The sequence below is a fragment of the Amycolatopsis sp. CA-211722 genome (assembly GCF_056828465.1).
This window is the reverse complement of record NZ_CP184752.1, coordinates 294,519-306,701: the sequence shown is the minus strand read 5'-3', so window position 1 is coordinate 306,701 and position 12,183 is coordinate 294,519. Positions and strand designations below refer to the sequence as shown.

The window sequence follows — 12,183 nt, the reverse complement described above, 5'->3', positions numbered from 1 at the left end:
CTGGTCTCTTTTCGTATCAAGACCATCAGCACGGAGGAATAGCTATGGTTCAGCGTTTCGAAGGCCGCGTCGCCGTCATCACCGGCGGCAGCAGCGGGATCGGCCTCGCCACCGCGCGGCGGCTGGCGAGCGAAGGCGCGAAGGTCGTCATCGGCGACATCTCCGCCGAGACCGGGAAGGCCGCGGCCGACGAGGTCGGCGGCCTGTTCGTGCAGGCCGACGTCACCGACGCCGAGCAGGTCGAGGCCCTGTTCCAGACCACTGTGGACACCTTCGGCTCGGTCGACGTCGCGTTCAACAACGCCGGTATCTCCCCGCCCGAGGACGACTCGATCCTCACCACGGGCATCGACGCGTGGGAGAAGGTGCAGAAGGTCAACTTGACCTCGGTGTACCTGTGCTGCAAGGCGGTGCTGCCGCATATGCAGAGGCAGGGGAAGGGCTCGATCATCAACACGGCGTCGTTCGTCGCCGTGATGGGCGCGGCGACGTCGCAGATCTCCTACACCGCGTCCAAGGGCGGGGTGCTGGCGATGAGCCGGGAGCTGGGCGTGCAGTTCGCGCGGGAGAACATCCGGGTGAACGCGCTGTGCCCGGGGCCGGTGAACACGCCGCTGCTGAAGGAACTGTTCGCGAAGGACCCCGAGCGGGCGGCCCGGCGGCTGGTGCACGTGCCGGTCGGTCGGTTCGCGGAGCCGGAGGAGATCGCGGGCGCGGTCGCGTTCCTGGCGAGCGACGACGCCTCGTTCATCACCGCTTCGCAGTTCCTGGTGGACGGCGGCATCTCGGGTGCCTACGTCACACCGCTCTGACCCTGCCCGCGTTTAGTCCTCTAAATGCGGTCGGACCGGAGCCACGCGGGACGTCACTCGTCCCGGTGGTTGGGATGGCGACCCGCTGACCTGCGCTGTAGTCCTGAGAGTGCGAATCCAGCATCCAGGACCACCCAGGAGGCCCGAGCATGACCCGGCAGATGAGCACCGCCATGCGTGACTGCATCGACCTGTGCAACGAGTGCCACGTCCGCTGCGAGGAGATGATGACGCGCTGCATGGAGCGGGGCGGCGCGAAACTCGGGATGATGATGGTGACCTGCGCCGACATGTCCCGCATGTGCGCCGACATGATGATGCGCTGCTCCGCGATGGTCGCCGACCTCGAGATGATGCGCATGTGCGCGAAGATGTGCGGGCTCGCCTCCCAGATGATGCGCCTGTGCGCCGACGAGTGCGCCAAGACCGGCGACGCCGAGCTCGCCGACGCGGCCGACATGATGAGGCGCTGTGCCGAGCTCTGCGGCACGATCACCGCCGAGATGATGATGGAGAGCGCGTAACTCGCGTGATCAGGGCCGTGACTCGCGTGATTGAAGGCGTAACTCACGAGTTACGGCTCTGATCACGCGAGTGACGGCTCCAAGCACGCAAGTGACGTGCTCGGCTGGAAGTAGACGTGCGTCGAACACGCCAGGTACGGTGTGCGCACAACTTCAGACAGGGCCGTCGAGCTGGAGCGGGAGAGCCCCCATGAACGTGGTGGGGCACCGAAGGAGCAAACTCCCCGGAATCTCTCAGGTACCCACTACCGCTTCACGCGAGGCCACTCTGGAAAGCAGGCGCGCAAGTGCGTCTCACCCAAGGTGAAAGCCATCCCGTTCACGGGTGGTGAAACTCTCAGGTGCCATGACAGAGGGGGAGTTCCCAGCGCACCGGTCTATCCGGCGCCTGACCCAAGGAGCTCCCTTGACCAGTACGTCCTTCGACGACCGGCACATCGGCCCCTCGGAGTCCGAGCAGGCCAAGATGCTCGCCGAGGTCGGCTACGGCAGCCTCGATGCCCTGGTGCAGGCCGCGGTGCCGTCCGCGATCCGGGTCACCCGCGATCTCGAGCTTCCCCCCGCCGCGTCCGAAGAGGACGCCATCGCCGAGCTTCGCGCGCTCGCCGCGCTCAACAAGCCGATGACGCAGATGATCGGCCTCGGCTTCCACGACACGGTCACCCCGGCGGTCATCCGCCGCAACGTGCTGGAGAACCCGGCCTGGTACACGGCGTACACGCCCTATCAGCCGGAGATCTCGCAGGGCCGTCTCGAAGCCCTCCTCAACTTCCAGACCATGGTCTCCGAGCTGGCCGGTCTCGCCACCGCGAACGCCTCCCTGCTCGACGAGTCCACCGCCGTCGCCGAGGCCGTCATGCTGATGCGCCGCGCGTCGAAGGCGAAGTCGAACAAGGTCGTCCTCGACGCCGAGTGCCTGCCGCAGACCATCGCCGTCGTCCGCACCCGCGCCGAGGCCATGGGCGTCGAGGTCGAGGTCCGCGACCTGCTCACCGGCCTGCCGGAGGAGTTCTTCGGCGTCGTCGTCCAGTACCCGGGCGCTTCCGGCGTGCTGCGCGGCGCGGGCTTCTACTCCGCCATCTCCGAGACCGCGAAGGCCGCCGGCGCGCTGTACACCGTCGCCGCCGACCTGCTCGCCCTCACGCTGATCACCGCGCCGGGTGAGTTCGGCGCCGACATCGCCGCCGGCTCCACCCAGCGCTTCGGCGTCCCGCTCGGCTACGGCGGCCCGCACGCCGGGTTCATGGCCGTCCGCGCCGGGCTCGAGCGCTCGCTGCCGGGTCGCCTGGTCGGCGTTTCGGTCGACGCCGACGGCAACCCCGCGTACCGCCTCGCCCTGCAGACCCGCGAGCAGCACATCCGCCGCGAGAAGGCCACCTCCAACATCTGTACCGCGCAGGTCCTGCCCGCCGTGCTCGCCGCGATGTACGCGGTCTACCACGGTCCGGACGGCCTCAAGCGCATCGCGACCCGCGTCCACGAACTCGCCGCCGGGCTTGCCGGAGCGCTGCGCGAGGGTGGCGTCGAGGTCGTCCACGAGGGCTTCTTCGACACCGTCCTCGCCCGCATGCCCGGCCAGGCCGAAGCGGTCGTCGCGGTCGCGCGGGAGAACGGGATCAACCTCGGCCCGGTCGACGCCGACCACGTCCGCATCGCGGTCGACGAGGTCACCACGCCCGCGATCATCGCCAAGGTGCTCAACGCGTTCGGCATCGAGAACAAGACCGAAAGCGTCCAGGCCCTGCCCAGCGGCCTGAAGCGCGAGAGCGACTACCTCACCCACGAGGTCTTCCACTCGCACCGCTCCGAGACCGCGATGCTGCGCTACCTGCGGAGCCTTTCGGACCTCGACTACGCGCTCGACCGCGGCATGATCCCGCTCGGCTCCTGCACGATGAAGCTCAACGCCACCACGGAGATGGAGCCGATCAGCTGGCGCGAGTTCGCGGGCATCCACCCGTTCGCGCCCGCCGACCAGGCCGAGGGCTACCACACCCTGGTCGAGCAGCTGTCGGGCTGGCTGGCCGAGGTCACCGGCTACGACAAGGTGTCGCTGCAGCCGAACGCCGGCAGCCAGGGCGAGCTCGCCGGTCTGCTCGCGATCCGCGCGTACCACCACGCCAACGGCCAGACCGAACGCGAGGTCTGCCTGATCCCGTCGTCCGCGCACGGCACGAACGCCGCCTCCGCGGTGATGGCCGGGATGCGCGTCGTCGTGGTCAAGTGCACCGACGAGGGCAACGTCGACCTCGAAGACCTCCGCGCCAAGGTCGAGGCCAACCGCGACACGCTGTCCGCGATCATGGTCACGTACCCGTCCACGCACGGCGTGTACGAGAACGGCATCGACGAGCTGGCCAAGATCGTCCACGACGCGGGCGGCCAGGTCTACGTCGACGGCGCGAACCTCAACGCGCTGCTCGGGCTCGCGAAGCCGGGTGAGTTCGGCGGCGACGTCTCGCACCTGAACCTGCACAAGACCTTCTGCATCCCGCACGGTGGCGGCGGCCCCGGCGTCGGCCCGGTCGCGGTCCGCGCGCACCTCGCGCCGTACCTGCCGAACCACCCGCTGCTGGAGAAGGCCGGACCCGAGACCGGTGTCGGCCCGATCAGCGCCGCCCCGTACGGCTCGGCGTCGATCCTGCCGATCTCGTGGGCGTACGTCCGCATGATGGGCGCGGGCGGGCTCACCGCCGCGACGCAGGTCGCCGTGCTCGCCGCGAACTACGTGGCCAAGCGCCTCAACCAGCACTACCCGGTGCTCTACACCGGTCAGGACGGCTTGGTCGCGCACGAGTGCATCCTCGACCTGCGCGGGCTCACCAAGGAGACCGGCGTCAGCGTCGACGACGTCGCGAAGCGCCTCATCGACTACGGCTTCCACGCCCCGACCATGTCGTTCCCGGTCGCGGGCACGCTGATGGTCGAGCCGACCGAATCCGAGGACCTCGGCGAGATCGACCGCTTCATCGAGGCCATGATCGCCATCCGCGCGGAGATCGACGCCGTCGCGCAGGGCAAGTGGGCCGCGGACAACAGCCCGCTGCGCAACGCCCCGCACACCGCCGAGACCCTCGTCGGCGAGTGGGACCTGCCGTATGACCGTGAACTGGCGGTGTACCCCGCCGGAGTGAACCGCAAGTCCAAGTACTGGCCTCCGGTGCGCCGCATCGACGGTGCGCGCGGGGACCGTAACCTCGTCTGCTCCTGCCCGCCGCTCAACGCCTACGAGAACTGAGGCACTTGATGTCGAAAGAGACGTCCCTGCACGGAGTCCACAAAGGACTGGGTGCGCTGTTCACCGATTTCGCGGGCTGGTCGATGCCGATCCGCTATTCCAGCGAACTGGCGGAGCACAAGGCGGTCCGCGAGGCCGCCGGTCTGTTCGACCTCTCGCACATGGCCGAGATCGAGGTGACCGGCCCGCAGGCCGCCGACACCCTCGACTACGCGCTGGTCGGCAACCTGTCCGGCGTGAAGCCGGGCCGGGCGCGCTACACGATGATCTGCGACGAGAACGGCGGCGTGCTGGACGACCTGGTCGTCTATCGCCTCGCCGACGAGAAGTTCCTGGTCGTGGCCAACGCGGGCAACGCCGCCGTGGTGGCCGAAGCGCTGGCCGAGCGGGTCTCGGGTTTCGACGCGGTCGTCGAGAACAAGTCCGAGGACGTCGCGCTGATCGCCGTCCAGGGTCCGAAGGCCGTCGAGATCCTCGGCGCCGTCACCGACGCCGACCTGGGCGCGCTCAAGTACTACGCGAGCGTCCCGGCCGTCGTGAAGGGCCACGACGTCCTGCTGGCCCGCACCGGCTACACCGGCGAGGACGGCTTCGAGCTGTACGTCCCGGCCGGTGAGGCACCCGCCGTCTGGCGCATCCTCACCGAGGCCGGCGAGCCGCACGGACTGCTCCCGGCCGGCCTCGCCTGCCGCGACACCCTGCGTCTCGAAGCCGGAATGCCGTTGTACGGCAACGAACTCAGCCTCCAGCTGAGCCCGTTCGAGGCCGGACTCGGCCGTGTGGTCAAGTTCGAGAAGCCGAACGACTTCGTCGGCAAGGCCGCGCTCGAAGAGCTGTCCAAGAAGGACGTTCCCCGGGTCCGCGTCGGGCTCAAGGGCTCCGGCCGCCGTGCGCCGCGTCACGGCTACACCGTCCTGGCGGGCGAGACCGAGATCGGCGAGGTCACCAGCGGTGCCCTCTCGCCGACGCTGGGTTACCCGATCGCCATGGCCTACGTGGACCGGGAGCACTCCGAGCCCGGCACCGAGCTTTCCGTCGACATCCGGGGCCGTGTCGAGCCCGTCGAGGTCGTCGCCCTGCCCTTCTACTCCCGCGCCTGAAAGGCCCTTCCGACATCATGAGCATTCCCCAGGACCTGAAGTACACGAAGGAACACGAGTGGCTGAACGTCGCCGACGGCGTCGCCACCGTGGGCATCACCGCCTTCGCCGCCGAGTCGCTCGGTGACATCGTGTTCGTCCAGCTCCCCTCGGTCGGCGACACCGTCACCGCGGGCGAGGTGTTCGGCGAGGTCGAGTCGACCAAATCGGTCAGCGAGCTGTACGCACCCGTGGACGGCGAGGTCGTCGAGGTGAACGAGGCCACAACGGACACCCCCGAGCTCATCAACTCGGACCCGTACGCCGAAGGATGGCTCCTGAAGGTGCGTCTGACCGGCGACGTGCCCGCCCTGCTCGACGCCCAGGCATACGCCGTCCTGACCCAGGAGAACTGAGATGTTCAACGCTGCCCTGTCCGAAGTGGACCCCGAGGTCGCCACCGCCGTCGCGGCCGAACTCGACCGGCAGCAGTCGACCCTGGAGATGATCGCCTCGGAGAACTTCGCCCCGGTGGGCGTGCTCGAGGCGCAGGGTTCGGTGCTGACCAACAAGTACGCCGAGGGCTACCCCGGCCGCCGCTACTACGGCGGTTGTGAGCACGTCGACGTGATCGAGCAGCTGGCGATCGACCGCGCGAAGGCGCTCTTCGGCGCCGAGCACGCCAACGTCCAGCCGCACTCGGGCGCGCAGGCCAACGCCGCCGCCATGGTCGCGGTGCTCAACCCCGGCGACACCATCCTCGGGCTCGACCTCGCCCACGGCGGGCACCTGACCCACGGGATGAAGATCAACTTCTCGGGCAAGCTCTACAACGTGGTCGCGTACCACGTCGACAAAGAGACCGGGATCGTCGACATCGAGGAGATCGAGCGCCTCGCCAAGGAGCACAAGCCGAAGCTGATCATCGCCGGTTGGTCGGCGTACCCGCGTCAGCTCGACTTCGCCGAGTTCCGCCGTATCGCCGACGAGGTCGGCGCGAAGGTCATGGTCGACATGGCGCACTTCGCCGGTCTGGTCGCGGCCGGGCTGCACCCGAGCCCGGTGCCCTACGCCGACATCGTCACCACGACCACGCACAAGACCCTCGGCGGCCCGCGCGGCGGCATCATCCTGTCCCGCCAGGAACTCGCCAAGAAGATCAACTCGGCGGTGTTCCCCGGCCAGCAGGGCGGTCCGCTGGAGCACGTCATCGCCGCCAAGGCCGTCGCGCTCAAGATCGCCGCGAGCGAGGAGTTCCGCGAGCGTCAGCAGCGTGTGCTCGAAGGCGCGAAGATCCTGGCCGACCGCCTCTCGCGTACGGACTGCAGCGAGGCCGGCGTCCGCGTGCTGACCGGCGGCACCGACGTACACCTGGTGCTCGTCGATCTGGTCAACTCCACTTTGGACGGTCAGCAGGCCGAAGACCGGCTGCACTCGGTCGGTATCACGGTCAACCGCAACGCCGTCCCGTTCGACCCGCGTCCGCCGATGGTCACCTCCGGCCTGCGTATCGGCACCCCGGCGCTGGCGACCCGCGGCTTCGGCGCCGAGGACTTCGCCGAGGTGGCCGACATCATCGCCGAGGCGCTGCGCCCGGACTTCGACGAGGACCTGCGCCAGTCGCTGGCCGCCCGGGTCGAACTGCTGGCCAAGAAGCACCCGTTGTACGCGGATCTCAACCGATGAGCGCGCTCCCCGAGGGGCGCAAACTTCTCCGGCTGGAAGTCCGCAACGCGCAGACCCCGATCGAGAAGAAGCCGCCGTGGATCAAGACCCGTGCGCGCATGGGGCCGGAGTTCACGGAGCTCAAGGGCTTGGTCAAGCGTGAAGGCCTCCACACCGTGTGTGAGGAGGCCGGTTGTCCGAACATCTACGAGTGCTGGGAAGACCGCGAGGCGACGTTCCTGATCGGTGGCGACCAGTGCACCCGACGGTGTGACTTCTGCCAGATCGACACGGGCAAGCCGGAAGCGCTGGACCGGACCGAGCCGCGCAAGGTGGCGGAGTCGGTGCAGGCCATGGGCTTGCGCTACTCGACGGTGACCGGTGTGGCGCGCGACGATCTGGAGGATGGCGGCGCGTGGCTGTACGCGGAGACCGTCCGTCAGATCCACGCGTTGAACCCGGGTACCGGTGTCGAGCTGTTGATCCCGGATTTCAACGCGGATCCGGAGCAGCTGGCCGAAGTTTTCGGTTCCCGTCCCGAGGTGCTCGCGCACAACGTGGAGACGGTGCCGCGGATCTTCAAGCGGATCCGGCCGGGTTTCCGGTACGCGCGGTCGCTGGAGGTCATCACGAAGGCTCGTGAGGCCGGTCTGGTGACGAAGTCGAACCTGATCCTCGGCATGGGTGAGACGCCGGAGGAGGTGGCTCCGGCGATGAAGGACCTGGTCGACGCGGGCTGCGAGATCCTCACGATCACCCAGTACCTGCGCCCGTCGCCGCGGCATCATCCGGTGGATCGCTGGGTCAAGCCCGAAGAGTTCGTCGAGCATTCGAAGGCAGCGGAAGCGATGGGCTTCGCTGGTGTGATGGCCGGGCCGCTCGTACGCTCGTCGTATCGGGCCGGTCGCCTTTTCGCCCAGACGAAGGCCCACCGCGGCGAAGCGCTGTCGGAGAATTTGGCCCATCTCGCCGCCGAAGGGCCCGCGGCCCAAGAGGCCAGCTCACTGCTGGCCAGATAGGAAGGAGGGCAGATCAATGGCGATCAGCGTCTTCGACCTGTTTTCGATCGGCATCGGCCCCTCCAGCTCCCACACGGTGGGCCCGATGCGCGCCGCACTGACCTTTGTGGACGGTCTGGCGGCCGACGGTGACCTCGCCGCCACGGCACGCGTGCAGAGCGAGCTTTTCGGCTCGCTCGGCGCGACCGGGTTCGGGCACGGCAGCGACAAGGCCGTGCTGCTCGGGCTGTCCGGGGAGCGTCCGGAGGAGATCGACACCGACACCGTGCCCGGCAAGATCGCGGCGATCCGCGAAACCTGCCGGCTGAAGGTGCGCGGCGAGCACGAGATCGTGTTCACCGAGGACACCGACCTGACCATGCACCGGCGGAAATCCCTGCCGGCGCACCCGAACGGGATGATCTTCCGCGCGTTCGACGCCGACGGGAAGGTGCTGCGCGAGCGCACCTACTACTCCGTCGGTGGCGGGTTCGTGCGGGACGAGTCCTACGAGACCGACGCTGACCATGCTCCAGTCGTCGAGGACTCGACGAAGCTGGAGTTCCCGTTCCGCACCGGCGCGGACCTGCTGAAGCACTGCGAGGACACCGGGCTGCCGATCAGCGAGATCATGCTGCGCAACGAACTCGCGTGGCGCACCCGCGAGGAGATCCGCGAAGGGCTGCTGGAGATCTGGCAGGTCATGGCGGAATGCGTACGCAACGGCTGCGAGCACGAAGGCGTCCTGCCGGGTGGGCTGAAGGTGCCTCGGCGCGCGAAGGCGTTGCACGAGAAGCTGCTCGCCGAGGACGGCGTCGGCGACCCGCTGTACGCGATGGACTGGGTGAGCCTGTACGCGCTGGCGGTCAACGAGGAGAACGCCGCGGGTGGCCGCGTCGTCACCGCGCCGACCAACGGCGCGGCGGGGATCATCCCGGCCGTTCTGCACTACTACCAGCGGTTCATCCGGGGTTCGTCGGACGACGGCATCGTGACGTTCATGCTCACCGCGGGCGCGATCGGCTCGATCCTCAAGCAGACGGGGTCGATCTCGGGCGCCGAGGTCGGTTGCCAGGGTGAGGTCGGTTCGGCCAGCGCGATGGCCGCCGCCGGGCTCACCGAGGTCCTCGGCGGTTCACCCGCGCAGGTGGAGAACGCCGCCGAGATCGGCGTCGAGCACCACCTGGGGCTCACGTGCGACCCGGTCGGCGGGCTGGTGCAGATCCCGTGCATCGAGCGCAACGCCGTCGGCGCGTCGAAGGCGATCCACGCGGCGCGGATGGCTATGCGCGGCGACGGTTCGCACGTCGTGACCCTGGACAAGGCGATCAAGACGATGCGCGAGACCGGTGCCGACATGAGCGTGAAGTACAAGGAGACCGCTCGCGGCGGCCTCGCCGTGAACGTCATCGAGTGCTGACCCCTCGCGTTTAGTCCTCTGGATGCGGTAGTTGCACACGCAAGTACCGCATCCAGAGGACGAATTGCGGGCCGCCTAAACTCGAGTGGTGGAGTCGAAAGCGGGTGACGCGCTGTTCCGCCCGGTGCGCGCGGGCAACGCCTTCGAGGAGACCGTCGAAAGGCTGCTCCAGGCGATCCGGCTGGGCGTGGTGGGCGCGGGGGAGCGGCTGCCCTCGGAACGTGAGCTCGCCGAGCGGCTCGGGGTCAGCCGGGTGACGCTGCGCGAGGCCATCCGCGCGCTGTCCGACGCGGGTTACGTCGAGTCGCGGCGCGGACGGTACGGCGGCACGTTCGTCAACGACGTCCTGCCCGACCCGCCCGCCGCCGACGGCCGGAAGGTCGACAACGCCACGCTGGAGGACGCGCTCGGCCTCCGGCACGTCCTGGAGACCGGTGCCGCCGAGATGGCGGCCTCGCGTTCGCTCAGCCCGGCCGACCGCCAGCACCTGACCAGCACGCTCGCCGAGGCCGCGGCGGCCGACGTCGGCGACTACCGGCGCAAGGATTCGCGGCTGCATCTGGCGATCGCCGAGGTCACCGCGTCCGGCTCGCTGACCACGGCGATGGCCGACGCGCGGATGCGGGTCAACCAGCTGCTCGACATGATCCCGCTGCTCGAACCGAACCTGGAGCACTCCAACGCCCAGCACGAGGCCATCGTCGACGCGATCCTCGCCGGGGACTCCGAGGCGGCCCGCCGGGCGATGACGGAACACGTCGAAGGGACCGCGTCACTGCTTCGCGCGTTCCTCGCTTGAGGTCAGCAGCGCGTGCGCGAAATCGATGGCGTGCGGCGTATCCGGGAAGACCCGGCCCTCCGCGCGGAGCCGGTCCGCGACGCCGAGTTCGTCGAGCACCTTCTCGTGGCCGGGTCTGATCCCCGACACCAGGACCGTGATCCCGCGGTGTTCGAGGCGTTCGATGGCGTCGCGCAGGACGAGGGCGCCGGTGGCGTCGATGGCCGACACCCGTGACATCCGGAGGATGACCACCCGGACGTCGGCGACCTCGGACAGCTCCAGCAGGAACTGGTGCGCCGCGGCGAAGACGAGCGGTCCATCGAGGCGGAACGCGACGATGTGCTCGTCCAGGAGCGCCCGCTCCTCGGCGACGTGATCGGCGTGATCGAGCGCCACTTCTTCGATGCGAGCCGCCTTCGCGATCGCCCGTAGCGCCAGTGCACCCGCCACCACGAGACCGAGGATGACCGCGGTGACCAGGTCCAGGATCAGGGTCGCCGCCGCGGTGAGCACGAGGACCAGCGCGTCACGCCGGGTGGAGCGCAGGAGCGCGCGGACCGAACCCGCCTCGACCATGCGGACGGCGGTGGCCAGCAGCACCCCGGCGAGCGCCGCGATCGGGATCGTGGCCACGAGCGGCGCCGCCGCGAAGACGATCACCGCCAGCACCATCGCGTGGGTGAACGAGGCCAGCCGCGACTTCGCCCCGGCACGGACGTTGACCGCGGTGCGCGCGATCGCCGCGGTGGCGGGCACGCCGCCGAACAGCGGGGTGACGAGATTCGCGAGACCCTGTCCGAAGAGTTCCCGGTCGGGGTCGTGGCGTTCGTTGACGCTCATCGCGTCGGCGACCGTGGCCGACAGGAGGCTTTCCAGCGCGGCCAGCGCCGCGACCGCGACGGCGGAGGGCGCCAGCGCGCCCAAGGTCGACAGATCCAGGAAGTCCAGCGAGGGCGCGGGAAGACCGTTGGGCAGCGCGCCGATCCGCGCGACCGGCAGCTGCGCGAAATGACTCACGAGGGTCGCGACGGCCACCGCGACCAGCGAGAACGGGATCGACGGCCGCCACCTCGCGCCGAGCAGCATCAGGGCGGCGACCCCGGCGGCGATCGCGATCGAGGGCCAGGCGGGATGCCCGGCGAAATCGGCCACCGCCTTCGCCGCGACGACGGCCACCTTCTCGCCTTCCGGGGTGGCGACGCCGAGCGCGGCGGGGACCTGCTGCAACGCGATGACCCCGGCGATGCCCAGCGTGAAGCCTTCGACCACCGGCGTCGGCACGTAGCGCATGTACCGGCCGGCGCGGGCGACCGCGAGCAGGAGCAGCAAGACCCCGGCGAGCAGGCCCACCGTCAGCACGCCGCCCGCCCCGTGCGTGGCCATGATCGGCACCAGCACCACGGTCATCGCGCCGGTCGGCCCGGACACCTGGAGATTGGAGCCGCCGAAGATCGCGGCCAGCGCGCCGGCGACGATCGCGGTGACCAGCCCGGCTTCGGCCCCGAGACCGGACGAGATGCCGAAGCCCAGCGCCAGCGGCAGGGCGACGATCGCGACGGTCAGGCCCGCTGTGAGGTCGCGCCGGGGAGCGCGCTTGAGCGTCCGCAGGTCTTCACGTCCGGGCAGGAGCGAGCGCAGTTCCGAAAGTCTCAGACCCGCCACGCCG

The 12,183-nt window shown here is 69.3% G+C and carries 10 protein-coding genes and 1 riboswitch; of the genes, 9 read left to right on the top strand and 1 reads right to left on the bottom strand.

What is annotated here, in order from left to right; genetic code table 11:
- Positions 1–44 precede the first annotated feature (44 nt).
- The 9 genes from ACOCEP_RS01435 (at position 45) to ACOCEP_RS01395 (ending at position 10,535) form a co-directional block, all read left to right on the top strand.
- Positions 45–812, top strand: a complete 768-nt coding sequence (locus ACOCEP_RS01435; protein WP_470250454.1) for a 3-oxoacyl-ACP reductase — start codon at positions 45–47, stop codon at positions 810–812.
- Between the two features lie 149 nt (positions 813–961).
- A complete protein-coding gene (locus ACOCEP_RS01430; RefSeq protein ID WP_482335372.1) occupies positions 962–1,336 on the top strand; it encodes a four-helix bundle copper-binding protein in 375 nt (124 codons plus the stop codon).
- A gap of 167 nt (positions 1,337–1,503) precedes the next feature.
- Positions 1,504–1,597, top strand: a riboswitch (glycine riboswitch).
- Positions 1,598–1,742: 145 nt separating this feature from the next.
- The gene (gene gcvP / locus ACOCEP_RS01425; RefSeq protein WP_482335371.1) at positions 1,743–4,574 is read left to right on the top strand and encodes an aminomethyl-transferring glycine dehydrogenase; all 2,832 of its coding nucleotides are present in this window, start codon (positions 1,743–1,745) and stop codon (positions 4,572–4,574) included.
- A gap of 8 nt (positions 4,575–4,582) precedes the next feature.
- Positions 4,583–5,674 carry a glycine cleavage system aminomethyltransferase GcvT gene (gcvT, locus tag ACOCEP_RS01420; protein WP_482335370.1) on the top strand — a complete coding sequence of 364 codons (1,092 nt, stop codon included), beginning with the start codon at positions 4,583–4,585 and terminating at the stop codon, positions 5,672–5,674.
- A gap of 17 nt (positions 5,675–5,691) precedes the next feature.
- Positions 5,692–6,069: a glycine cleavage system protein GcvH gene (gene gcvH, locus ACOCEP_RS01415; RefSeq protein ID WP_038509617.1), complete on the top strand. Its 378-nt coding sequence runs from the start codon at positions 5,692–5,694 to the stop codon at positions 6,067–6,069.
- A gap of 1 nt (position 6,070) precedes the next feature.
- Positions 6,071–7,339, top strand: coding sequence for a serine hydroxymethyltransferase (gene glyA / locus ACOCEP_RS01410; RefSeq protein ID WP_482335369.1), 1,269 nt, complete (start codon positions 6,071–6,073; stop codon positions 7,337–7,339).
- The gene (gene lipA, locus ACOCEP_RS01405) at positions 7,336–8,337 is read left to right on the top strand and encodes a lipoyl synthase (protein WP_360124342.1); all 1,002 of its coding nucleotides are present in this window, start codon (positions 7,336–7,338) and stop codon (positions 8,335–8,337) included. Before glyA ends, lipA begins: the two co-directional genes overlap by 4 nt.
- 16 nt (positions 8,338–8,353) lie before the next feature.
- Positions 8,354–9,736 carry an L-serine ammonia-lyase gene (locus tag ACOCEP_RS01400; RefSeq protein ID WP_482335368.1) on the top strand — a complete coding sequence of 461 codons (1,383 nt, stop codon included), beginning with the start codon at positions 8,354–8,356 and terminating at the stop codon, positions 9,734–9,736.
- An 88-nt stretch (positions 9,737–9,824) separates the two neighbouring features.
- On the top strand, positions 9,825–10,535 hold the full coding sequence (locus ACOCEP_RS01395) for a FadR/GntR family transcriptional regulator (RefSeq protein ID WP_052120855.1): 711 nt from the start codon (positions 9,825–9,827) through the stop codon (positions 10,533–10,535).
- On the opposite strand, the gene ACOCEP_RS01390 is transcribed toward ACOCEP_RS01395, so the two are convergent.
- Positions 10,509–12,179 (bottom strand): SulP family inorganic anion transporter, encoded by a 1,671-nt coding sequence (locus ACOCEP_RS01390; protein ID WP_350586285.1) that lies wholly within the window; start codon positions 12,177–12,179, stop codon positions 10,509–10,511. The two genes, ACOCEP_RS01395 and ACOCEP_RS01390, sit on opposite strands and share 27 nt — an antisense overlap.
- Positions 12,180–12,183: the final 4 nt, after the last annotated feature.

What these genes read in the sequence shown, in the direction of transcription:
- ACOCEP_RS01435 (WP_470250454.1), top strand. Translation starts at nt 45, where the DNA reads ATGGTTCAGCGTTTCGAAGGCCGCGTCGCCGTCATCACCGGCGGCAGC.
- ACOCEP_RS01430 (WP_482335372.1), top strand. Translation starts at nt 962, where the DNA reads ATGACCCGGCAGATGAGCACCGCCATGCGTGACTGCATCGACCTGTGC.
- gcvT (WP_482335370.1), top strand. Translation starts at nt 4,583, where the DNA reads ATGTCGAAAGAGACGTCCCTGCACGGAGTCCACAAAGGACTGGGTGCG.
- gcvH (WP_038509617.1), top strand. Translation starts at nt 5,692, where the DNA reads ATGAGCATTCCCCAGGACCTGAAGTACACGAAGGAACACGAGTGGCTG.
- glyA (WP_482335369.1), top strand. Translation starts at nt 6,071, where the DNA reads ATGTTCAACGCTGCCCTGTCCGAAGTGGACCCCGAGGTCGCCACCGCC.
- lipA (WP_360124342.1), top strand. Translation starts at nt 7,336, where the DNA reads ATGAGCGCGCTCCCCGAGGGGCGCAAACTTCTCCGGCTGGAAGTCCGC.
- ACOCEP_RS01400 (WP_482335368.1), top strand. Translation starts at nt 8,354, where the DNA reads ATGGCGATCAGCGTCTTCGACCTGTTTTCGATCGGCATCGGCCCCTCC.